General features: G+C 50.2%; 27 protein-coding genes, 1 pseudogene, 1 riboswitch and 1 other annotated feature. Of the genes and pseudogenes, 10 read left to right on the forward strand and 18 right to left on the reverse strand.

Going from position 1 to position 22101, the window contains the following annotated elements; translation table 11 throughout:
• The first annotated feature begins 67 nt into the window (after nucleotides 1–67).
• Both EHN07_RS18290 and mntP read left to right on the forward strand, forming a co-directional pair.
• On the forward strand, nucleotides 68–526 hold the full coding sequence (locus EHN07_RS18290; RefSeq protein ID WP_124025455.1) for a DUF986 family protein: 459 nt from the start codon (nucleotides 68–70) through the stop codon (nucleotides 524–526).
• A gap of 198 nt (nucleotides 527–724) precedes the next feature.
• Nucleotides 725–918: riboswitch (yybP-ykoY riboswitch) on the forward strand.
• Nucleotides 919–920: 2 nt separating this feature from the next.
• The gene (mntP, locus tag EHN07_RS18295; RefSeq protein WP_124025456.1) at nucleotides 921–1493 is read left to right on the forward strand and encodes a manganese efflux pump MntP; all 573 of its coding nucleotides are present in this window, start codon (nucleotides 921–923) and stop codon (nucleotides 1491–1493) included.
• Here mntP and rlmA read toward each other — a convergent pair.
• From rlmA to mgrB, 5 genes are all read right to left on the reverse strand, one after another.
• A complete protein-coding gene (gene rlmA / locus EHN07_RS18300) occupies nucleotides 1485–2297 on the reverse strand; it encodes a 23S rRNA (guanine(745)-N(1))-methyltransferase (protein ID WP_124025457.1) in 813 nt (270 codons plus the stop codon). The two genes, mntP and rlmA, sit on opposite strands and share 9 nt — an antisense overlap.
• A 261-nt stretch (nucleotides 2298–2558) precedes the next feature.
• Nucleotides 2559–2768 (reverse strand): transcription antiterminator/RNA stability regulator CspE, encoded by a 210-nt coding sequence (cspE, locus tag EHN07_RS18305; RefSeq protein WP_001062678.1) that lies wholly within the window; start codon nucleotides 2766–2768, stop codon nucleotides 2559–2561.
• Between the two features lie 13 nt (nucleotides 2769–2781).
• Nucleotides 2782–2925: a DUF2627 domain-containing protein gene (locus tag EHN07_RS18310; RefSeq protein WP_124025458.1), complete on the reverse strand. Its 144-nt coding sequence runs from the start codon at nucleotides 2923–2925 to the stop codon at nucleotides 2782–2784.
• Between the two features lie 689 nt (nucleotides 2926–3614).
• A complete protein-coding gene (locus EHN07_RS18315; protein WP_124025459.1) occupies nucleotides 3615–3899 on the reverse strand; it encodes a YebO family protein in 285 nt (94 codons plus the stop codon).
• Nucleotides 3900–3973: 74 nt separating this feature from the next.
• The gene (mgrB, locus tag EHN07_RS18320) at nucleotides 3974–4117 is read right to left on the reverse strand and encodes a PhoP/PhoQ regulatory lipoprotein MgrB (RefSeq protein WP_124025460.1); all 144 of its coding nucleotides are present in this window, start codon (nucleotides 4115–4117) and stop codon (nucleotides 3974–3976) included.
• Between the two features lie 156 nt (nucleotides 4118–4273).
• On the opposite strand from mgrB, the gene EHN07_RS18325 reads away from it, so the two are divergent.
• Nucleotides 4274–4516 carry a YobH family protein gene (locus EHN07_RS18325; RefSeq protein ID WP_124025461.1) on the forward strand — a complete coding sequence of 81 codons (243 nt, stop codon included), beginning with the start codon at nucleotides 4274–4276 and terminating at the stop codon, nucleotides 4514–4516.
• Between the two features lie 39 nt (nucleotides 4517–4555).
• Here the strand turns inward: EHN07_RS18325 and kdgR are convergent, their stop codons facing one another.
• The 11 genes from kdgR to EHN07_RS18380 all read right to left on the reverse strand — a co-directional run bounded on the left by kdgR (nucleotide 4556) and on the right by EHN07_RS18380 (nucleotide 14732).
• Entirely contained in the window at nucleotides 4556–5347 is a 792-nt protein-coding gene (gene kdgR / locus EHN07_RS18330) for a DNA-binding transcriptional regulator KdgR (protein ID WP_124025462.1), read from the reverse strand.
• 481 nt (nucleotides 5348–5828) lie between these two features.
• The gene (gene ihfA, locus EHN07_RS18335; RefSeq protein WP_001229265.1) at nucleotides 5829–6128 is read right to left on the reverse strand and encodes an integration host factor subunit alpha; all 300 of its coding nucleotides are present in this window, start codon (nucleotides 6126–6128) and stop codon (nucleotides 5829–5831) included.
• A 4-nt stretch (nucleotides 6129–6132) separates the two neighbouring features.
• A complete protein-coding gene (gene pheT / locus EHN07_RS18340; protein WP_124025463.1) occupies nucleotides 6133–8520 on the reverse strand; it encodes a phenylalanine--tRNA ligase subunit beta in 2388 nt (795 codons plus the stop codon).
• A 14-nt stretch (nucleotides 8521–8534) separates the two neighbouring features.
• Nucleotides 8535–9518, reverse strand: coding sequence for a phenylalanine--tRNA ligase subunit alpha (pheS, locus tag EHN07_RS18345; RefSeq protein WP_034494802.1), 984 nt, complete (start codon nucleotides 9516–9518; stop codon nucleotides 8535–8537).
• A 55-nt stretch (nucleotides 9519–9573) separates the two neighbouring features.
• Nucleotides 9574–9697, reverse strand: a sequence feature (Phe leader region).
• Nucleotides 9648–9692: a pheST operon leader peptide PheM gene (pheM, locus tag EHN07_RS18350; RefSeq protein WP_001386830.1), complete on the reverse strand. Its 45-nt coding sequence runs from the start codon at nucleotides 9690–9692 to the stop codon at nucleotides 9648–9650. (Overlaps the previous feature by 45 nt.)
• Before the next feature lie 77 nt (nucleotides 9698–9774).
• Nucleotides 9775–10131, reverse strand: a complete 357-nt coding sequence (gene rplT, locus EHN07_RS18355) for a 50S ribosomal protein L20 (RefSeq protein WP_000124850.1) — start codon at nucleotides 10129–10131, stop codon at nucleotides 9775–9777.
• 45 nt (nucleotides 10132–10176) lie between these two features.
• Nucleotides 10177–10374: a 50S ribosomal protein L35 gene (gene rpmI, locus EHN07_RS18360; protein ID WP_005968897.1), complete on the reverse strand. Its 198-nt coding sequence runs from the start codon at nucleotides 10372–10374 to the stop codon at nucleotides 10177–10179.
• Nucleotides 10375–10471: 97 nt separating this feature from the next.
• Nucleotides 10472–11014 (reverse strand): translation initiation factor IF-3, encoded by a 543-nt coding sequence (gene infC, locus EHN07_RS18365; protein ID WP_072009408.1) that lies wholly within the window; start codon nucleotides 11012–11014, stop codon nucleotides 10472–10474.
• A 4-nt stretch (nucleotides 11015–11018) separates the two neighbouring features.
• Nucleotides 11019–12947, reverse strand: a complete 1929-nt coding sequence (gene thrS, locus EHN07_RS18370) for a threonine--tRNA ligase (protein WP_124025464.1) — start codon at nucleotides 12945–12947, stop codon at nucleotides 11019–11021.
• Between the two features lie 473 nt (nucleotides 12948–13420).
• Complete coding sequence (locus tag EHN07_RS18375) at nucleotides 13421–13651, reverse strand: hypothetical protein (protein ID WP_124025465.1); 231 nt, start codon at nucleotides 13649–13651, stop codon at nucleotides 13421–13423.
• Nucleotides 13652–13973: 322 nt separating this feature from the next.
• Entirely contained in the window at nucleotides 13974–14732 is a 759-nt protein-coding gene (locus EHN07_RS18380) for a DUF481 domain-containing protein (protein ID WP_124025466.1), read from the reverse strand.
• 288 nt (nucleotides 14733–15020) lie between these two features.
• Here EHN07_RS18380 and pfkB point away from each other — a divergent pair, with 288 nt between their 5' ends.
• The 3 genes from pfkB to EHN07_RS18395 all read left to right on the forward strand — a co-directional run bounded on the left by pfkB (nucleotide 15021) and on the right by EHN07_RS18395 (nucleotide 17303).
• Nucleotides 15021–15950: a 6-phosphofructokinase II gene (pfkB, locus tag EHN07_RS18385; protein WP_124025467.1), complete on the forward strand. Its 930-nt coding sequence runs from the start codon at nucleotides 15021–15023 to the stop codon at nucleotides 15948–15950.
• A 98-nt stretch (nucleotides 15951–16048) separates the two neighbouring features.
• Complete coding sequence (gene ghoS / locus EHN07_RS18390) at nucleotides 16049–16339, forward strand: type V toxin-antitoxin system endoribonuclease antitoxin GhoS (protein WP_124025468.1); 291 nt, start codon at nucleotides 16049–16051, stop codon at nucleotides 16337–16339.
• A gap of 103 nt (nucleotides 16340–16442) precedes the next feature.
• Nucleotides 16443–17303, forward strand: coding sequence for a fructosamine kinase family protein (locus EHN07_RS18395; protein ID WP_124025469.1), 861 nt, complete (start codon nucleotides 16443–16445; stop codon nucleotides 17301–17303).
• A 42-nt stretch (nucleotides 17304–17345) separates the two neighbouring features.
• Here the strand turns inward: EHN07_RS18395 and EHN07_RS18400 are convergent, their stop codons facing one another.
• The gene (locus EHN07_RS18400) at nucleotides 17346–17882 is read right to left on the reverse strand and encodes a YniB family protein (protein ID WP_124025470.1); all 537 of its coding nucleotides are present in this window, start codon (nucleotides 17880–17882) and stop codon (nucleotides 17346–17348) included.
• A 167-nt stretch (nucleotides 17883–18049) separates the two neighbouring features.
• Here EHN07_RS18400 and hxpB point away from each other — a divergent pair, with 167 nt between their 5' ends.
• The 4 genes from hxpB to EHN07_RS18420 all read left to right on the forward strand — a co-directional run bounded on the left by hxpB (nucleotide 18050) and on the right by EHN07_RS18420 (nucleotide 21862).
• A complete protein-coding gene (gene hxpB / locus EHN07_RS18405; protein WP_124025471.1) occupies nucleotides 18050–18718 on the forward strand; it encodes a hexitol phosphatase HxpB in 669 nt (222 codons plus the stop codon).
• A gap of 156 nt (nucleotides 18719–18874) precedes the next feature.
• Nucleotides 18875–19636, forward strand: a complete 762-nt coding sequence (kduD, locus tag EHN07_RS18410) for a 2-dehydro-3-deoxy-D-gluconate 5-dehydrogenase KduD (RefSeq protein ID WP_124025472.1) — start codon at nucleotides 18875–18877, stop codon at nucleotides 19634–19636.
• 110 nt (nucleotides 19637–19746) lie between these two features.
• Nucleotides 19747–20337 carry a metal-dependent hydrolase gene (locus tag EHN07_RS18415; RefSeq protein ID WP_124025473.1) on the forward strand — a complete coding sequence of 197 codons (591 nt, stop codon included), beginning with the start codon at nucleotides 19747–19749 and terminating at the stop codon, nucleotides 20335–20337.
• 133 nt (nucleotides 20338–20470) lie between these two features.
• A complete protein-coding gene (locus tag EHN07_RS18420) occupies nucleotides 20471–21862 on the forward strand; it encodes an L-cystine transporter (RefSeq protein WP_124025474.1) in 1392 nt (463 codons plus the stop codon).
• Nucleotides 21863–21963: 101 nt separating this feature from the next.
• Here the strand turns inward: EHN07_RS18420 and EHN07_RS20905 are convergent.
• Nucleotides 21964–22029 (reverse strand): annotated as a pseudogene (locus EHN07_RS20905) (IS200/IS605 family transposase); the annotation flags it as partial.
• Between the last annotated feature and the right edge of the window lie 72 nt (nucleotides 22030–22101).

A 22101-nucleotide genomic window follows, 5' to 3' on the forward strand; every position in this document is an offset into this window, starting at 1 on the left:
TCTTTGTCAGCAACCTCAACCGGGGGCCTGCCCCCGGTTTTTTATTGGAAAAAGTGAAGGGAGCATTATGACTTTGACGGATGTGGTTCTACTGGTATTTATCGTACTGCTGCTTGGCTGGGCCATTTATGACGAGTTCATTATGGATAAGCGCAAAGGCAAAACCCTGTTAAAAATCACTCTACTACGCCGCAACCGTATCGACAGCACCATCTTTGTTGGCCTGGTCGCCATTCTCATTTATAACAACGTCACCACTCACGGCACCGCACTTACCACCTGGTTATTATCTGCTCTGGCTTTACTGGCTATTTATATTTCATGGATTCGTCAGCCTAAGCTGCTGTTCAAAGCCGACGGTTTCTTCTTCGCCAATGTCTGGATTTTATATTCCCGGATTAAAGAAATGAATTTATCTGAAGACGGCGTGCTGGTGATGCAATTAGAGCAACGGCGGTTACTTATCCGGGTAAAAGATATCGATGACCTGGAAAAAATATATAAATTAATGATTAATAATCAATAGATTACTGATATAGCAATCGCTATGTTGTGCTATTTTTTATGCGCAGGATAAAATATAGCCGATGCTATTTCGCACAGTTAGCGTGCTTTATTTTAACGATCTCCCGGGCTTGAAAGACAAATGAAAATCGTTATCACTTATCTGCCGGGAATAATAGCTTTCAATTATTGTTTTATCTTTGAAAAATATGTTAAGGTTGCGCCCGTCGTTGGGGAGTAGCCGATTTTCGCCGTTGCGAAAATGTACATGTCAACATACTCGTTAGTTGTTTAAGCAACAAAATAACGTGGCATGTACGACTCAGACACTGAGTAGGCGAGACCATAGGCACGTAACCATCGTTTTAGTTGGGGATGGCGGCGTGTATATGGATATTCCCAACTGAGGCGTTTGCATGAATCTCTCCGCTACTCTTATTCTCGCTTTCGGCATGTCGATGGATGCTTTTGCTGCATCAATCGGTAAAGGTGCCTCACTCCATAAACCTAAGTTTTCCGAAGCATTGCGCACAGGCCTTATCTTTGGCGTGATTGAAACCATTACCCCGCTTATCGGCTGGTGCCTGGGTCTGCTGGCAAGCCAGGTGGTGCTGGAATGGAACCATTGGGTGGCGTTTACCCTGCTGCTGTTTCTTGGCATGCGTATGATGTATGAAGGTGTGCGCAACAGCGAGGGCGAAGCGGCGCCAAAGCTGCAACGTCACGGATTCTGGTTACTGGTCACCACCGCTATTGCAACCAGTCTGGATGCGATGGCGGTGGGTGTCGGCCTCGCTTTTTTGCAGGTCAATATTATTGAAACCGCACTGGCCATTGGTTGCGCGACCATGATCATGTCCACGCTGGGTATGATGCTGGGCCGCTTTATCGGCCCGCTGCTGGGTAAGCGCGCCGAGATCCTCGGCGGTGTGGTGCTAATCGGAATTGGTTGCCAGATCCTTTACAACCATTACAGCACGTTAAGCTGAGGTTTCACGTCGCCAGACGCGAACAATAAAATCGGTCTCACAATGGAATGCCGTTTCAGCCGTTAACGCCTGCCAGACTTCAGGGCGAGCGCGCCAGGCAAACGGCGTCATCTGCAATAACGCTACCGCCTCATTGCCCCGTAACGTCATCGGCCAGCTGATTTGCTGTGTTTGCTCAGCAATGAACCCAGCTAAAGACTCAGACTCCGCGCTGTGTAACACCACATTGTCATAAATTAAGCCTTTCAGCTGCATTAAATGACGTGGGCCAGGCGTTGCGGTAATCACGATACCACCGGGTTTTACCACCCGCGCCAGCTCCTGTGCTTTACACGGTGCAAAAATACGCACCACGGCATCCAGACTCTGGTCATTAAACGGCAAGCGGTGGCTGGATGCCACACAGAACTGCACCTGAGAATAGCGTTTTGCCGCGTAGCGAATCGCCACCTTTGCCACGTCTAATCCCCAGGTTGTCCCTTCTTGTTGCGCGATAATCTGCGCAAAACCCGCGGTGTAGTACCCTTCCCCACAGCCGATATCCAACAAACTTGACGGTGCCGCCTGCTCCAGGATTTGGCAGATAGCGTCACGCAGCGGCTGGTAATGCCCGGCATCGAGAAAAGCCCTGCGCGCCACCATCATTTCGCTGCTGTCACCCGGATCTTTCGAGCGCTTATGCTGGACGGGCAGCAGATTCACATATCCCTCTTTTGCCTTGTCAAACTGGTGGCCTTGCGGGCAAACAAAACTCCGTTCTTGCGGGGCAAGCGGGGCATGACAAAGCGGGCAAAGATAGGACATGAGAACTCCAGGCAATCGTAAAGGGCGCAAGTGTACCGCTAAACGCCCTGCTTCGAAAAGCCACTAACCTGCACAGTGACTCCCGGCAAGACATTTAACACCATGATATTTGCATCCCCTGCGGATAAACCACCAGGTTTGATCTTCTCCCGCCGCAGGGCATCGCCGATCTGGCTAAGCTTCAGCCATGAAAAAGCCCCGCTACAAGAGCGGGGCCTTCATCAAAATTTGGCGTTTCGCGCCAGGTCTAATTCAGACGAATTAGATAGCAGTTACGTTAACCGCTGCAGGGCCTTTCTGGCCGTCCTGGATTTCGAACTCAACGTTCTGGCCTTCAGCCAGAGTTTTGAAGCCGTTACCCTGGATTGCAGAGAAGTGTACGAACACATCTTTGCTGCCGTCAGCAGGAGTAATGAAACCAAAACCTTTAGACTCGTTGAACCACTTAACTTGACCTTTAATCTTTGCCATTTTGCAAAATTCCTTAAATTGTTTTCTTCGCCCGCAGGCATAACTTAGCTAAAACAGAGACATTACTGCATGAGGCACTAATATAAGGCTCGGCAGAGAAGCGGTATTCAACGACAACGTGTTTACTCAGAACTTCTTTACTGAAAATGCCGTACATAAACAGAACTGTACCTCGTTTAACTCAACGTGTTATCACATACAACGCAATCGATGGCAAGCCATTTTTCGGCGTGTATCGATCTGCCGCACAAATTCCGCAAGCTATATTGTCACACAAACGACATGCACAAATGGTGCATAAATTAACAGTGAACAATGATGATTCCGTACATTCATATGACTATCGCAGATAACGTGTTTTACCATAGCCCAAAGCTATCTTTTCGTCCAGGCGAAGTGTAAAAAAGTCGACATTATAGACATTATCCATATGATTTTTTTAGCATAGCTATGCAAAAAATGAACAATTGTCGTTTGTTACGCCAGCAGCAGAATCGGCTAAAGAAATAACAAAAATAGAAAAATGAATAAAGCTTGAGCGGCTATCTGACTATATTGCACTAATATAATAAAAATTTAATATTACTGCGCTCCCGCAAGCGGCAATAAAAACGTTTCGCTATATTTTCCAGTAATAATGAAACGTTATGGATTCTTATAATAACGCCTTAAAATTTTCGAATATCGTGAATACTTAGCTTCACTAAAAGCGCACGTTGCCTGATACGTAACGGGGGAAGTGCGGCCTCCCCTCTGCGTGTAGCCGGAATTGCCGCCGAATTGTGTTCCATTGGCCGTGTTCGGCTACCCATCCGCACCCGATAAGCTACGATTGCGATCGCAGAATTAACGCTCAGCAACCAGACGAATAAAATCGTCTTCTTCGACGGCTTCCTTACTCGTTTCAGGTTCTTCTTTAACCACGTCGGGTTCGTTTGCTTCACACAGGCGACGCAGCAGCGCAGTCTGTCGCTTTTGCTGATCGAGCATCTCTTCAAGAAGTTCGATCTGTTCATGAGTGCGGTTGCTCGCCCGGTTAACAAAGAACCATACGATAAGGCCGATAATCAACATCACCAGGGAAACGGCTAACGACAGGATATTCAACGCGCCAACACTTAATTCGTTCATCTTACCACCTCAGCAAAACGCGCTATTCTACACCTGCCGGGCCATAAGGTAACCACAATGTGAAGAAAAGCACACTACCAGGGAATAAATTTATTGATTGTGCAAATGCCGGTGAAAAACTGTACCTCCTGATCGCACATCACATTAATCATTTGGGCCCATAAAAGAACACAGGCGAAGAAAACCACCACCAGAATGACCCATCTGTACTTTCTCACTTCACCTCCACCTCGTACTCAATGAATATAAAGCCTGGCATACGTAACCTAAACCACCGTTAACTCACGTACTTATTATTTAAGAATCATCATATTGATACTGCATAGCAATCCGCTACGCTCAGGAATCTAATGGTTTAATAATAAGAGGTACCTATGCGTATTGTGATCCGCACTATTATCGTCATCGCGCTGTTGTGGATCGGTTTACTCCTGTCTGGATATGGAGTTTTGATTGGAAGTCATGAGAATGCGGCGGGGATGGGGCTACAATGCCAATACTTAACTGCACGGAATGTCACCACGGCGCAATTCATTCATACCAACAGCGGTATTATCGGCGTTAGCGACTGCCCCGTATTGCGTAAAAGCAAGGAAGTTATCGACACGGGCAACTAAAAGATGAAAAAAAAGCCGCTTTAAGCGGCGTTTTTTTCATCAGAATGGATATTCGTGATAGCCCATTTGTTCAGAAATAGTACGCGCGGCATCATGAAGCATCGCCACATATTCATGCAGCCGGTCTTCGGAGAAACGCAGCGTCGGGAATGAAATACTCAACCCCGCAATGACGACACCAAAACGGTCGAATACCGGTACACCGATGCAGCGCAAACCTTCTTCCTGTTCCTGATTATCTTCACCATAGCCCTGCTCGCGCACGGTATCCAGCACGTTGAGCAACTCCTCGGTGCTGGTAATGGTGCGTTCAGTGCTGCGCGTGTATTCCACATCCGTAAGAATTTCACGCACTTCTTCGCGGTCGCGCCATGCCAGCAGAACTTTACCAATCGCGGTGCTGTAAAGCGGGTTACGGCGGCCAATGCGCGAATACATGCGCAGGTTGTACATTGAGTCAATTTTATGGATATAGACAATGCTGTCTTCATCCAACGCACCCAGGTGGACGGTTTCTTTTGTCAGGCGCGACAGTTCGCGCATCTGAATGTCGGCACTACGAATCAAGTCAACGTTTTGCAACGCACGCGCGCCCAGTTCAAACAGCTTGAGCGTCAGCGAGTACTTTTCTGATTCGCCTTCCTGAGCGACATATCCCAGGGATTTCATCGTCTGTAAAAAGCGATAGACGGTGCTTTTTGACATCATTACGCGTTGCGATAATTCGGTAATACCAATTTCGCGTTCTTCGCCAAGCGCCTGTAAAATGCCAAAAACTTTCAGGACGGAAGAGACAGAATCAGGTTGTTTATCCAGATCTGCGATAGCCATTAAATCACCTCGATCGCATTTGTTTTATAAAAATCAGAACAGATTTTTAGTATAAGTTGACTACCATATCATCGCAACGAATCTATGCTATTTCGTTACAAATCTGCGACATATCCCGTAAATTTAGTGCTATTATTATGCCTCTCCGAAATATAGCCCCCGCAAACTCAACCTTTTCTGTGAATAAGCCCTTGTTGATGAGCTGCCGTTAGCGCAGCGTCAGGTGCTATTTTGACCGCTGTATTACACGGCAGCGCTTAATGCAGTTAGCCACATCCATCTGGATGCCCCCTTCTCAACAGGCAGGGTTGGTTTTTTGTAAAATAGCGTTACCGCTTGCTGCTGGTTAGGCGCACTCGTTGTTATTGTCGGTAGCTGACGAATGTTACCGTCTCGTCTCACACAGAGATAAAACTGAACCCACAAGTTTGTTTTAGACAAGAAAAAGGCCGCTCCAGGCGGCCTTTTTGGTTAACTCAGGTTACTCGTCTTTTGGCGACGCGTTTTCAACCCTGCTTTTCAACTTCTGACCAGGTCGGAAGGTCACTACACGGCGTGCCGTAATAGGAATATCTTCACCAGTCTTCGGGTTACGCCCGGGACGTTGGTTTTTATCGCGTAAGTCAAAATTACCAAAGCCTGATAGTTTAACCTGCTCGCCATTTTCCAGAGCGCGACGGATCTCTTCGAAAAACAGTTCTACCAACTCTTTAGCATCACGTTTGCTAAGCCCTAGCTTATCAAACAGATATTCTGACATTTCAGCTTTTGTAAGCGCCATACGTTCAATCCCTCAATGATGCCTGGAATCGCTCTTTTAATGCCTCTACGCATTTTGCAACGGTAGCGGCCATCTCCTCTTCTTCGAGTGTACGGCCCGTATCCTGCAGGATAAGGCTTATGGCAAGGCTCTTATAGCCTTCGGCTACGCCTTTGCCACGGTACACATCGAATAAGTTTACGCCAACTACCTGATTTGCGCCAACTTTCTTACACTCGACCAAAATATCTGCTGCGGGAACGTTTTCAGCGACCACCACAGCGATGTCGCGACGGTTCGCCGGATAGCGAGAAATTTCTGCCGACTCAGGCACAGCGCGGTCTGCAAGCTTGTTCCACAGCACTTCGAACACCAGAGTACGGCCATTGAGCGACAGCTTACGCTCAAGCTCCGGGTGCACAACCCCAATGAAACCAACGTATTCCCCGGCTAAATAAATGGCAGCACTTTGGCCCGGGTGCAAAGCTGGATTGTTCAGCGCTTTAAATTCGATGTCGGCAAGCTTACCCGTCAGATCCAGAACCGCTTCCAGATCGCCCTTCAAATCATAGAAGTCGACGGTGTTACGCGCCAGATCCCAATGCTCTTCGTAGCGGTTGCCACAGATGGCACCAGCCAGCATAAGATCCTGACGGATACCAAGGTCTGCCTGAGTATCAGGAACAAAGCGTAAGCCAGACTCGAAGATACGCACGCGGCTCTGTTGACGGTTCTGGTTATAAACCACGGTATTAAGCAGGCCGGTCAGCAAAGACAAACGCATAGCCGACATTTCGCTGGAAATTGGACTTGGCAGAATCAGATGTTCTTCACACGGGTGCAGCAACTGTTGAACCTTAGGATCAACAAAGCTGTAGGTGATCACTTCCTGGTAGCCTTTATCAACCAGCATGGTTTTCACCCGCTTGAGCGATAAGTCTGCTTCGCGATGGCTGCCCATAATCAGACCCGCCTGAACAGGCTCATTCGGGATGCTGTTGTAGCCATAAACGCGAGCCACTTCTTCCACCAGATCTTCTTCGATCTGCATATCGAAGCGCCAGCCTGGTGCCACTGCGGTCCACTGGTTGTCACCTTCAGTCACTTCACAGCCCAAGCGGCGCAGGATATCACTCACCTGTGCATCTTCAATATGATGACCAATCAGGCGATCCAGCTTGCTGCGGCGCAGCATAATGGTGGCCGCTTTTGGCAGATGCGCTTCATTAGTGACATCAATCACCGGGCCCGCTTCACCGCCGCAGATCTCTGTCAACAGGCGGGTTGCGCGCTCCATTGCTTTGTATTGCAGCGCTGGATCCACACCACGCTCATAGCGATGGGAGGCATCGGTATGCAGACCGTGACGACGCGCGCGCCCCGTAATAGACAGCGGGCTGAAGAATGCGCACTCCAGCAGCACGTCCTGAGTCTCAGCATTCACACCTGAATGTTCGCCACCAAAGATGCCGCCCATTGCCAGCGCTTTGTGATGGTCAGCGATAACCAGCGTATCCGCGTTAAGCTTCGCTTCGTTGCCGTCCAGCAGCGTCAGGGTTTCACCCTCTTGCGCCATACGCACCACAATGCCGCCTTCAATGCGGTTCAGGTCGAATGCGTGCATCGGCTGGCCCAGCTCAAGCAGAACGTAGTTGGTCACATCAACCACCGCGTCGATAGAACGAATACCGCAACGACGCAGTTTTTCTTTCATCCACAGCGGGGTTGGCGCTTTAACGTTGATGCCTTTAACCACACGGCCAAGGTAACGCGGGCACGCCTCAGGCGCATCCACACGAATGGGCAGCGTGTCGGTAATGGTCGCCGCTACTGCGGGCATTTCTGGTTCGTGCAGCGGCAGTTGGTTCACAACCGCTACATCACGCGCAACACCGATAATACCGAGGCAGTCGGCACGGTTTGGCGTGACGCTGATTTCGATAGTGTTGTCATCAAGCTGCAGGTATTCGCGGATGTCAGTGCCAATTGGCGCATCCAGCGGCAGCTCGATAATACCATTGTGATCGTCGGAAATACCCAGCTCGGAGAACGAGCACAGCATCCCTTCAGACGGCTCTCCGCGCAGTTTCGCGGCTTTGATTTTAAAATCGCCCGGCAGTACGGCACCGACAGTTGCCACCGCAACTTTCAGGCCCTGACGGCAATTCGGCGCGCCACAAACGATGTCTAACAGGCGATCGCCGCCAACGTTGACTTTTGTGACACGCAGTTTGTCAGCGTTTGGATGCTGGCCGCACTCAACCACTTCACCCACCACCACGCCATTGAATGCACCGGCAACGGCGTCAACGCCATCAACTTCCAGACCAGCCATAGTGATTTGGTTGGAAAGCTCTTCACTGCTGTTGGCTGGGTTTACCCATTCGCGTAACCAGAGTTCACTGAATTTCATTGGATATCCCGCCCTTATTTGAACTGTTTGAGGAAACGTAAATCATTTTCGAAGAATGCGCGCAGATCGGTCACGCCGTAGCGCAGCATGGTCAAACGCTCCATGCCCATACCGAAGGCGAAGCCTGAATAAACTTCCGGGTCGATGCCGACGTTACGCAAAACGTTTGGATGCACCATGCCGCAGCCTAACACTTCCAGCCATTTACCGTTTTTACCCATCACATCAACTTCTGCGGACGGTTCAGTGAACGGGAAATAGGATGGACGGAAACGAATCTGCAGATCCGCTTCGAAGAAGTTGTTCAGGAAGTCGTGGATGGTTCCTTTCAGGTTGGTGAAGTTGATGTTGGTATCAACAATCAAACCTTCCATCTGGTGGAACATGGGCGTGTGGGTCTGATCGTAGTCGTTACGATAGACGCGGCCCGGCGCGATAATGCGAATCGGCGGCTGCTTGTCTTTCATGGTACGAATCTGCACGCCAGACGTTTGGGTGCGCAGCAGGCGAGTTGCATCAAACCAGAAAGTATCATGGTCAGCGCGAGCTGGGTGGTGCCCTGGAATATTCAGCGCATCGAAGTTATGGTAGTCATCTTCGATTTCCGGGCCGGTTGCCACAGTAAAGCCAAGCTCACCAAAGAAGCTTTCAATACGGTCAATGGTGCGAGTCACCGGGTGCAGGCCGCCATTTTCAATGCGACGGCCAGGCAGGGAAATATCAATGGTTTCTTCTGCCAGACGCGCATTCAGCGCGGCGCTTTCGAGGGCGTGTTTGCGTGCATTCAATGCTTCCTGCACTTTCTCTTTCGCTTCATTGATTACCGCACCAGCGGCTGGACGCTCTTCTGGTGGCAATTCACGCAGGGTTGTCATCTGGAGGGTCAGATGCCCTTTCTTCCCTAAATACTCGACGCGTACGTTGTCCAACGCGGCAACATCATGGGCCTCGTTTATGGCGGCCGTTGCATTGGCAACCAGCTCTGCGAGATGTGGCATGGTATTCCTCTTATGCCGGCACAATTGCCGGGGTAGTTGATCCGTATACAGAAGCAAAAAAAAAGCCTCCATAGTGGAGGCTTTCGGCGCTATTTTTCGTTTCTTTTCTTACGCGCGCAGCCCCCTGATTCAGGTGCTAAAGTAAAAAAAGAAACGGAAAATAGCAGCATTCATGCTTGCAGTTACCTTATCGATCGCTGTTAAACAAAACCGTTACAAATTAAAAGAGGGAGACAGGCTCCCTCTGATAACTGACTTACGCCAGAGCTGCTTTCGCTTTCTCAACCAGTGCAGTAAATGCCACTTTGTCGAATACGGCGATATCAGCCAGGATCTTACGGTCGATTTCAACAGAAGCTTTTTTCAAGCCGTTGATGAATTTGCTGTAAGAGATCCCGTTCTGACGAGCTGCAGCGTTGATACGTGCAATCCACAGCTGACGGAATTGACGTTTACGTTGACGACGGTCACGGTAAGCGTATTGGCCAGCTTTGATAACAGCCTGGAAAGCAACGCGGTAAACGCGTGAACGCGCACCGTAGTAGCCTTTGGCTTGTTTAAGGATTTTTTTGTGACGAGCACGTGCGATAACACCACGTTTTACGCGAGCCATATTAGCTCTCCTGTTCTATATTCTGAATGAATTAAAAAGTTCTACTTATGCGTACGGCAGGCAAGCGATAACCAGGCCCAGATCCCCTTTGGAGACCATACCTTTCGGACGCAGGTGACGTTTACGCTTAGTAGACTTTTTAGTCAGAATATGACGCAGGTTAGCGTGCTTACGCTTAAAACCACCACCGGCGGTCTTTTTGAAGCGCTTAGCGGCGCCGCGTACAGTTTTAATCTTTGGCATTTAATAACTTTCCACTTCGCATTGTTAATAAAACGAACCAGAAGGCGAACAAATCTCACGAGGCCTGAGCCCCGCGAGAGCTGTTACTTGGATGGCCTTACTGTTTCTTCTTCGGAGCGAGCACCATGATCATCTGGCGGCCTTCGATCTTCGATGGGAAGGATTCGACCACTGCCAGTTCACTCAGATCGTCACGGACGCGGTTAAGCACTTCCATACCAATCTGTTGGTGAGCCATTTCACGACCGCGGAAACGCAGTGTGATTTTAGCTTTATCACCCTCTTCCAGAAAGCGAACCAGGCTGCGGAGTTTTACCTGATAGTCGCCATCATCGGTACCAGGTCGGAATTTGATTTCCTTGACCTGAATAACTTTTTGCTTCTTCTTCTGTTCCTTAGAAGATTTGCTTTTTTCGTAGAGGAATTTGCCGTAGTCCATAATTCGGCAAACAGGCGGTTCAGCATTAGGACTGATTTCAACTAAATCAACCCCAGCCTCCTCGGCTTTTTCTAAAGCTTCATTCAGACTGACAATACCTAGCTGCTCGCCGTCAATACCTGTCAGACGAACCTCAGTGGCACGAATTTCTCTGTTTATGCGATTAGGACGCGCCGGTTGAACTCTTTTTCCGCCTTTAATAACTCTATTCCTCTAGTTGATTAAGATTGCGACTGCGAATTTCGTTTTGCAGTTTTTCAATCAATTCGTTTACGTCCATGCTCCCCAGATCTTTGCCACGACGGGTACGAACGGCTACTTTGCCTGCTTCGACCTCTTTGTCGCCACAAACTAACATGTAAGGGACACGACGCAACGTGTGTTCACGGATTTTAAAGCCAATCTTCTCATTTCTCAAGTCCGCTTTTACACGAATGCCTGCATTTTGCAGTTTACGGGTCAATTCGTTAACGTAATCAGACTGTCCATCAGTGATATTCATCACCACTGCCTGTACCGGCGCAAGCCAGGTTGGGAAGAAGCCCGCAAATTCTTCGGTCAGGATACCAATAAAGCGTTCCATTGACCCGAGAATGGCACGGTGAATCATTACCGGCACCAGGCGTTCGTTACTTTCGCCGATATAAGACGCGTTCAGGCGTGATGGTAAAGAGAAGTCCAGCTGTACCGTGCCGCACTGCCATGCACGATCCAGGCAGTCATACAGGGTAAATTCAATTTTAGGGCCATAGAATGCACCCTCACCCGGTTGATAATCAAACGGAATATTATTTTCCTGCAGCGCTACGGCTAAATCCGCCTCTGCACGATCCCACATTTCGTCGGTGCCGATGCGTTTTTCCGGGCGGGTAGACAGCTTCACGACGATTTTTTCAAAACCGAAGGTGCTGTACATGTCATAAACCATACGGATGCAGCTGTTAACTTCATCACGAACCTGCTCTTCGGTACAGAAGACGTGAGCATCATCCTGGGTGAAGCCGCGAACGCGCATCAGGCCATGCAGCGCACCTGAAGGTTCGTTACGGTGGCAGCTGCCAAACTCAGCCATACGCAACGGCAGATCGCGGTAGGATTTCAGACCCTGGTTGAAGATCTGAACGTGCCCAGGGCAGTTCATTGGCTTGATGCAATATTCACGGTTCTCGGAAGAAGTGGTAAACATCGCGTCTTTATAGTTGTCCCAGTGGCCGGTTTTTTCCCACAGCACACGGTCCATCATGAACGGGCCTTTCACTTCCTGGTACTGGTACTCTTTGAGTTTGGAACGCACAAACACTTCCAGCTCGCGGAAAATAGTCCAGCCGTCATTGTGCCAGAATACCATACCAGGCGCTTCTTCCTGCATATGATACAGGTCGAGCTGCTTACCAATTTTGCGATGGTCACGCTTGGACGCTTCTTCCAGACGCTGCAGGTAGGCATTCAGCTGCTTCTTATCTGCCCACGCGGTGCCGTAGATACGCTGCAGCATTTTATTGTTGCTGTCGCCACGCCAGTAAGCGCCGGACGTTTTCTGCAGTTTGAAATGGTGGCAGAAACGCATATTAGGTACGTGCGGGCCACGGCACATATCAACATATTCTTCATGATGATACAGACCAGGCTTATCATCATGGCTGATGTTTTCATCAAGAATCGCCACCTTGTAGCTTTCGCCACGGTTGACGAAAGTTTCGCGAGCTTCATGCCAGCTCACCTTCTTCTTGATGACATCGTAATCTTTCTCAGCCAGCTCGTGCATACGCTTCTCGAGCAGCTCAAGATCTTCCTGCGTCAGCGTGTGGTCGATATCAACGTCGTAGTAAAAACCGTTGTCAATCACCGGGCCAATCGCCATTTTGGTGTGCGGCCACAGCTGTTTGATAGCATGACCCAACAGGTGGGCACATGAGTGGCGGAGGATCTCCAGGCCAGCTTCATCTTTCACCGTGATAATCGCGAGTTTGGCATCGTGCTCAATCAGATCGGATGCATCAACCAGTTCACCATCAACACGGCCTGCGATACACGCTTTTGCAAGGCCCGGACCGATGTCCAGTGCCACATCCAGCGGGCTAACGGCGTGGTCGTAATGGCGTTGGCTGCCATCAGGAAGAGTAATAACAGGCATTATAAGTCCTTATTCGCAGTGGTGACCCATACGCAAGATCACATGCAACATTTATTTTGCTTTAGTTTCAAATGGTTGTGTAGCCATCTCGCCTACAATTGCAAGGCCGACTGCACAATTTATGCGTGAGCATATAGGTCAGCTTCACGACGGCTGGCAATACTATCACTTTTAGGGGGGAATGTCGCGCTTTGCTGCCCGTGGCCGCTGACAAAACGATAATAGTAACCAGCTGTTTTATCTCTGTTTGGGTCTTATAAAAGCGGTGGAAATATTCATTGAATGCAGCCAGTGCATTTGTGATTAATAAGTTTTGCTAAAGGTTTCTTGCCGGGGTTAGTTTAATAATAGCGGGGCAAAATGGCAGATATACAAAACCGGGACTTATGCCCGGCCTTATTTTTCAGGTGACTTTCAAAGTGAGCGATCAATTATCAAGTCACCATCAACGATAATAAAGTCATTGTGATGAATTACGACCACTCACCCGCAACCAGGGTGTAGACATTAAATGCATCATCCATTGATTGCCCCGTAGATTGCGCGCCGGGCTGGATATTAGAACCGGCCTCAATGTCGCTCACCTGCCAGACGGCGGATGGCTCTGCTTGCGTAGCCGTAGGGGTTGCAGGAGCGGCTGCCAATGCGCCAAATGAAAGCACTGAAAGTGCAACAGCTACCGTAGTATATTTAATAGTTTTCATCTTCTTTATTCTCTTATTTAGTGGGCCGGCAAGTTATTTCCTCGCGACAAAATAAGACTAGATCCAGATCACACTTTTGACAAGGGCGTTTATTTATCAATTCGTGTCAAACAGAGAAAAAATATGACAAAACGGTAGAATAAGGAGAGATTATGGAGAAAAGTAAAATATATTACATTTTATTTAAAATAAAACTGAGGACCAAAATAATAATAGCACGCACCGATAAATTAAAACAATAAAGCCGGGAGGCCCGGCTTTACAGAGCGCCACAAAGAAGGAAAAGCCACGATTTTTCCTTCTTTGTCAGCAACCTCAGCAATTACATTTTATAACCGAGAGTCACGGCGGTACGTCTGTCGGTATGCTCAGGCGCCGACGCTGGAGGATTCGAGTTCCAGGTGACGTTATAACCCACCCGCAAACCGAAGTGCTCATTGATGGCGACTTCAAGCGCAGTCTCAGAGTTTACCGTGGTATCTTCGCTACCCAATACGGACACGCCCTGGATAAATTTCGCATTATCCGTCAGCTGCCAGTTGTAGATGCCTGATGCGTAGCCTAATGGCTGGGTTTTGTGGCCGCCATCAGAGTATTCGTCATAACGAACCCCCGGACCAAATTCCACACGCAGGCTATGCACCGGGCCGCTAAAGAACTGGCGGCCATAACCCGCAGTCAGCACATCACGCGCCTGGTAACCGTTATAACGGTCAGTTAACCAGCTCGCCTGGCCAAACAGATAATCGCTGTCCGTCATGTTGTAGCGGCTACGTCCGCCCAACGCATAAGTCTCAGAAGAGCGCTTATCGTTAGCAGAAGTATTGTTGGCATTCCCCCACAGTGACCATGCGGTCGCGGTGTTATACCAGGTCAGGTTGGAGTTAGCCGTCAGCGAGGAGCTGGTGGTGTTACCTGATTGAGCAAGGTAGCCCGCATTCAAATTACCTTCGAACGGCTTTTTGGCGGTAGCTGGGTCATCCATGACGGTGAAAACCGAATTATCTGCAATTGCAAAGTGACTCAATAGCGCACTTCCGGTCAGCAAAATTGCAGCCGGCACTGTTTTAACAAAATTCATTTCATCGCCCGTACAGCATAAAAAGAAACCCTCAAGGTTCCGGAATCTCTTCTGTGGATCAAATAATTATGAGCCAAGAAAGGTTACAAATTATAAAAAAGCCCGAATAACATAGCAATGGATTCTTGTTTCATTTTTTGAATAAGAGAGCTCTTAAAACATCTTTATTTTCATAAGCATAAGGGAGAACACCTTTTTACAAATCATTCTATAAATCATGGTGTTAATTCACATTCCTTGCCTGAATCGGTGCTACCCTTGATCCCAGAGCTAAATAAAGGAGGAGATATGACTCGTATTTATACGCTGACGCTGGCCCCCTCTCTGGATAGCGCCACTCTGACCGCACAAATTTATCCTGAAGGTAAACTGCGCTGCACCGCTCCGGTTTTTGAGCCCGGCGGTGGCGGCATTAACGTGGCCCGAGCAATATCCAATCTCGGCGGTCAGGCAACCGCAATATTCCCTGCTGGCGGCGCAACCGGAGAGCACCTTTGCGCACTATTATTAGATGAGCGCGTCGCCATTGATACCGTTGATGCCCATGACTGGACGCGCCAGAATCTGCATGTTTATGCGCAATCTACCGGTGAACAGTATCGCTTTGTGATGCCGGGTGCGGCACTCAGTGATGATGAATTCCGCCGCCTCGAAGAGAAAGTGTTGTCCGTTACGTCAGATTCGATACTGGTCGTCAGCGGTAGCCTCCCGCCGGGGATTGATGTTTCTAAACTGTGCGCATTAGTGCGGGCTGCGCAAAAATCGGGGATTCGCTGCATTATCGATAGCTCAGGCGAAGCGCTTAAGGCCGCGCTGGAGATCGGCAATATTGAACTGGTGAAGCCCAATCAAAAAGAGCTCGGCGCGTTAGTTAACCGCGATCTGACTCAGCCTGATGACGTGCGTAAGGCCGCACAAGAGATTATTGATAGCGGCAAAGCTAAGCGCGTGGTGGTTTCGCTGGGTCCACAAGGTGCACTTGGCGTTGATGCCGGCGGCTGTGTACAAGTTGTCCCACCGCCGTTGAAAAGCCAAAGCACCGTGGGTGCCGGCGACAGCATGGTGGGAGCCATGACGCTAAAACTTGCGCAAGACGCCCCGTTACTGGACATGGTGCGTTTCGGTGTTGCTGCGGGGAGTGCCGCAACGCTGAATCAGGGCACTCGCCTGTGCTCGCTGGAAAGCACGCAAAAAATCTACCACTACTTACGCAACTAGTGGATTCGACGGAAAACGGCGGCTTTGGCTGCGCCCGGAGTCGCCATTTCACGCAGATCAACTATGCTAAATCCTTCAGGATAACAATGAGGTGAGCCATGAGTAACGGAGATATCGCGCGCTATGTCGTGACATTAAAATTTAAGGAACACAATCTCACAGATGTTAACGAGTTGAATAACCATCTGACGCGCGGCGGTTTTTTACTCACCATGTCCGACGAGGAGGGAAAAATCCATGAGTTAGGTATCAATACCTTTGGCTTAATAAGCGCCCTACCGCAAACAGAAGTTGAAGAATTAGCCCGCGGCCTCGGTAAACTGGCTTTGGGCGTGGAGCCAGAAGTGTCCGTTACGACCTGGCAACAATGGCTGCAAGAGAGCCCGTAGACCTGTTTTCAATATCATGACCGGGGATGTGCGTCAGTTCGAAGTTTGACCCGGTTAACAGCGATAAGCTAATGATCTACCAGACAACCTGGGGAGAAGCATCATGTGGCAAGCCATTAGTCGGCTGTTAAGTGAACCACTCGGCACCGCAGAAATTGAACAACGCACGGAATTACCCGGCGGCGAAATTCATGCAGCCTGGCGCATTCACTATGCCGGTCATGAGATTTTTGTCAAAAGCGACGCGCGTGAAATGTTGCCTATCTTTACCGCCGAAGCCGACCAGCTTGAATTACTGTCGCGCAGTCATACCGTGCGGGTCCCCAAAGTCTGGGCGGTAGGCAGCGATCGTGATTACAGTTTCCTGCTGCTTGAATATATGCCAGCGAAACCGCTGGATGCGCACAACGCCTTTTTGCTCGGGCAGCAGCTGGCTCGTTTACATCAATGGAGCGACCAGCCGCAGTTCGGGCTGGATTTTGATAACGATCTTTCCACCACCCCGCAGCCCAACGCCTGGCAACGGCGCTGGTCAACCTTTTTTGCCGAGCAGCGCATTGGCTGGCAGCTAGAACTGGCGGCAGAAAAAGGCATCCAGTTTGGCGATATCGATTCGATAGTCGACTTTGTCCATCAAAGCCTCGCCTCCCACCAGCCGCAGCCCTCTTTGTTGCACGGTGATTTGTGGTCAGGGAATTGCGCCATGGGGCCGGATGGGCCGTTTATTTACGACCCGGCCTGCTACTGGGGCGACCGGGAGTGCGATCTGGCGATGTTGCCCTGGCACCCGGATCAGCCGCCGCAAATCTACGATGGCTACCAGTCCGTCTCCCCGCTTCCCCTCGATTTCCTCCAGCGTCAGCCAATTTATCAGCTCTATACTCTGTTTAACCGGGCCATATTGTTTGGTGGCCAGCACTTAGTGGTGGCACAAAAAGCGCTCGACCGCGTGCTGGCAGCATAGCGCAGGCGCCACTCCCGTATCAGGATCGGGAGTGGCGTTTTGCTAGATAAAACCCAGCAGCGAAAAGCAGAAGTAGCCGATAACGATAATCACGATCGGTAAAATATAGAGCGGGAAAATTTGCAGGAAAATGGTGTGGCGCGGCACCACGATTTTTGCATCGATCTGCGCTTTGGTTAATCCTTCCGGGCCTTTGGCCTGTTCCAGAATCAAGCGATCCTGCACCCCCTCACGCAGAAACTTCGTCTGGCGACTCATTCGGGCGCCGGAAGCCTGTAACGCAAGGCCAATGAATATCAGCGCGTAGATTGCCCAAAACAAGATGTTTGCCTGCTGGTGAAAGTCAGGCTGCGGCGAGTTGTACCAGAAAAAATTTAAAAAGGGCGTATTAAAACGCATCATCTCAATCATTACATGCGCAAAATCCAGCAACACTGCATTTATGCCCGTCTGTTTTTCGCTATGTTGATAGATAAACTTCAGCGTTGAAATCAGTGTAGAAATTAGCGCCGGGATGAAAATCACCCAGCCAGCCACACGTTTAAGTACGGCAATGCGTCCAGCTTGTTGATACGTCATTCTTTCCCCTTGTTTGAGACGTCGCTTGCACGCTCAAAGTTTACCTTGTCCCATGTGATTTCGCCTGAGCTTTACGGGCGATTTTCATAAAGCGGTGGCATCATCGGATAAATCCAGCTATTGATTAAAGAGATTATTTTTCCGCTACATATGACAGGAGTCGATCAATGGCTGTTACTCGCCAAATTTTAGCTGCAATTTTTGATATGGACGGTTTGCTGGTTGATTCAGAGCCGTTATGGGACGAAGCAGAACTGGAGGTACTGGCGAGCATTGGGGTAGATATTTCCCGCCGTGGCGAACTCCCGGACACCCTCGGTTTACGTATCGATCTGGTCGTTGATTTGTGGTTTGCCCAACAGCCGTGGAACGGCCCAACGCGTGAAGAAGTGACGCAGCGTATCATTACCCGGACGATGACTTTAGTTGAGAAAAAGCGCCCTGTCTTACCAGGCGTGCGCGAAGCGGTTGTTTTATGTAAGGCCCAGGGGCTAAAAGTAGGATTAGCCTCGGCCTCGCCTCTGCATATGCTGGAGCGCGTGCTGGAGATGCTTAGCCTGCGTGACCAGTTTGATGCCATCGCTTCAGCTGAGCGCCTGCCCTACAGCAAGCCGCATCCGCAGGTTTATCTGGATGCCGCCGCGAAACTTGGGGTCGATCCGCTGACCTGTGTCACGCTTGAGGATTCGGTAAATGGCATGATTGCCACTAAAGCTGCGCGCATGCGTTCTATTGTGGTTCCCGCGGCAGAAAACCGTGACGATGCTCGCTGGTGCCTGGCAAATGTCAAACTGTCATCGCTGGTGGAATTGCGTGCTGAACATCTGATTGGCTGAGTGCAAAAGGTGCGGGACTCCCCGCACTTTTTCTCAAAACCCCACCCATGTCAAAAATTTCAAAACGATATTTCAAAAAAAATTGAATTTCCGTTAACCCCTCTCTACTCTTTATTCATACGCGCAAAATGCGCTTTTCCGGATACCGGGGTAACTATGATTCTCGATGCTTTTAATCTGCAGGGCAAAGTCGCTATTGTCACCGGTTGCGATACCGGGCTGGGCCAGGGAATGGCGATTGGCCTTGCTGAGGCTGGTTGTGACATCGTTAGCGTGAACAGCAAAATTCCTCATGAGACGGCGCAAAAAGTGCAGAGTCTGGGCCGCCGGTTTATGGCTATTCAGGCCGATCTTAGCCAGCACGACGTTATCCCTGGGATTATCGAGGAGGCGATCGCCGGGATGGGCAGGATCGATATTCTGGTGAATAACGCCGGTACCATTCGCCGTGAGGATGCGCTGGAGTTCAGCGAGAAAAACTGGGACGACGTGATGAATCTGAATATTAAGTCGGTCTTCTTCCTCTCGCAGGCGGTAGCCAAACAGTTTATTAAGCAGGGCAGCGGCGGCAAGATTATTAATATCGCCTCCATGCTTTCTTTCCAGGGCGGAATTCGCGTTCCTTCCTATACCGCATCGAAAAGTGCGGTGCTTGGCGTGACCCGCCTGTTGGCAAACGAATGGGCGCAGCACAAGATTAATGTCAATGCTATCGCGCCGGGCTATATGGCGACCAACAATACCCAGCAGCTACGCGATGATGAAGCGCGTAGCCAGGAAATTCTCGGCCGCATTCCCGCAGCCCGCTGGGGGTCACCAGCCGATCTGCAAGGGCCGGTGGTTTTCCTCGCTTCCAGCGCCTCAGATTATGTCAATGGCTACACTCTGGCGGTGGACGGCGGCTGGCTTGCCCGCTAGCAGCACCGCCGGGTAACCGGCGGTTGCAAAATGTTACGCCGTCACCTCTTCCGTCTACTGTATAAAATCCCTATACTGTATGAATCGACAGTTTTCATCCAGGTAGTATCATGACGGCGGAAGGCCACCTTCTTTTTTCCATCGCCTGCGCAGTATTCGCCAAAAACGCCGAACTCACGCCGGTACTTGCTCAGGGAGACTGGTGGCACATTGTGCCTTCCGCTATCCTGACCTGCCTGTTGCCCGATATTGACCATCCAAAGTCGTTTCTGGGCCAGCGCGTTCCCTGGGTGGCGAAACCTATCGCCCGCGCCTGCGGCCATCGGGGCTTTACCCATAGCTTGCTTGCGGTGTTTGCCGCCCTGGCATTGTTCTATCTTAAGGTCCCTGAAAGCTGGGTGATCCCCGCCGATGCGCTACAGGGAATGGTGCTGGGCTATCTGAGCCATATTCTGGCGGATATGCTCACCCCCGCAGGCGTGCCGCTGCTGTGGCCATGCCGCTGGCGCTTTCGTTTTCCGCTAGTCAGGCCGCAAAAAGGCAACCAGTTGGAACGTGCTTTATGCATGGTGCTGTTTGGCCTGGCAGTGTGGATGCCGCAAAGTTTGTCCGATAACAGCGCCGTCCGTTGGTCATCCCAGGTGATAATTTCCATGCAAACCACCTTCAGCAGTCTGTTAAATCACCATTCAGCACAATAATTAGCCGTAATAACTCAAAATGTAATAATCAATTCCTTTTGAATATAAGGGCCGTTCTAAGCTTCTGGTACGATTTACCCGATAAAGGTGGCAATCAGTCCATCTGTTTAAAATACACACAGGAGATACGGGGATGAATTTTCCACTTATAGCGAACGTTATTGTGTTCGTTATTCTGCTGCTGTTGCTGGCGCAAACGCGTCACAAACAGTGGAGTCTGGCAAAGAAGGTGCTGCTTGGTTTGGCCATCGGCGTGGTATTCGGCCTTGCGCTGCATACCGTTTATGGTGCCAACAGTCCGGTACTGAAACAGTCTATCCAGTGGTTTAACATCGTGGGTAACGGCTACGTCCAGCTGTTGCAAATGATCGTCATGCCATTAGTCTTCGCCTCGATTCTGAGCGCGGTTGCCCGCCTGCACAATGCCTCTTCGCTGGGTAAAATCAGCTTCCTGACGATCGGGACTTTACTCTTTACTACCCTGATTGCGGCGCTGGTCGGCGTGTTGGTCACCAACCTGTTTGGTCTGACCGCAGAAGGCCTGGTGCAGGGCACTGCTGAATCCGCGCGTTTAAACGCTATTGAAACCACCTACGTGGGTAAAGTGGCTGACCTGAACGTACCGCAGCTGATCCTTTCCTTCGTGCCGAAAAACCCGTTTGCCGACCTGACCGGTGCCAACCCGACTTCGATCATCAGCGTGGTGATTTTCGCCGCCTTCCTCGGCGTCGCCGCCCTGAAATTGCTGAAAGACGATGCGCCAAAAGGCGAACGCGTTCTGGTGGCGATTGATACGCTGCAAAGCTGGGTGATGAAGCTGGTGCGCCTGGTCATGCAGCTGACGCCATACGGCGTGCTGGCGCTGATGACCAAAGTGGTTGCCGGTTCAAACCTGCAGGACATCATTAAGCTCGGTAGTTTTGTGGTGGCCTCCTACCTCGGCCTGGCAATCATGTTCGGCGTTCATGCGATACTGCTGGCCGTCAATGGCGTCAGCCCGCTGAAATACTTCCGTAAAGTTTGGCCGGTTCTGACCTTTGCCTTCACCAGCCGCTCCAGCGCAGCAAGTATTCCATTGAACGTTGAAGCGCAGACGCGCCGTCTGGGCGTTCCGGAATCTATCGCAAGCTTTGCCGCATCTTTCGGGGCCACTATCGGCCAGAACGGCTGTGCCGGTCTGTATCCAGCAATGCTCGCGGTGATGGTCGCGCCAACCGTGGGGATTAACCCGCTGGACCCGGTTTGGATCGCAACCCTGGTGGGTATCGTCACCGTCAGTTCCGCAGGCGTTGCCGGCGTTGGCGGCGGGGCAACCTTCGCCGCGCTGATCGTTCTGCCAGCCATGGGTCTGCCGGTAACGCTGGTGGCATTGCTGATCTCCGTTGAGCCACTCATTGATATGGGCCGTACCGCGCTGAACGTTAGCGGTTCCATGACAGCCGGCACGATAACCAGCCAGCTGATGAAACAAACCGATAAAGAATTGCTTAACAGCGATGACGAAGCCGAGCTGGCGCATCGCTAATTCGTAGCAAAACTCACGCACGCTCTGCGGCAATAAACGGCTCCTGTAACAGGGAGCCGTTTTTATTTCTAAATGAATACCACGTCCTATGGACGTGGTAATACCAAGTGAACATGCATCAGGAATGTGCAATGTCTTCCTCGACGAATATCAATTTCTTTTGTCATAGGCCAAAAATATCATCTTCCATATGAAACGACTACAAGCCTTCAAATTCCAGTTAAGACCTAATGGTCAGC

The organism is Buttiauxella warmboldiae, from assembly GCF_003818135.1.
Classification (GTDB): domain Bacteria; phylum Pseudomonadota; class Gammaproteobacteria; order Enterobacterales; family Enterobacteriaceae; genus Buttiauxella; species Buttiauxella warmboldiae.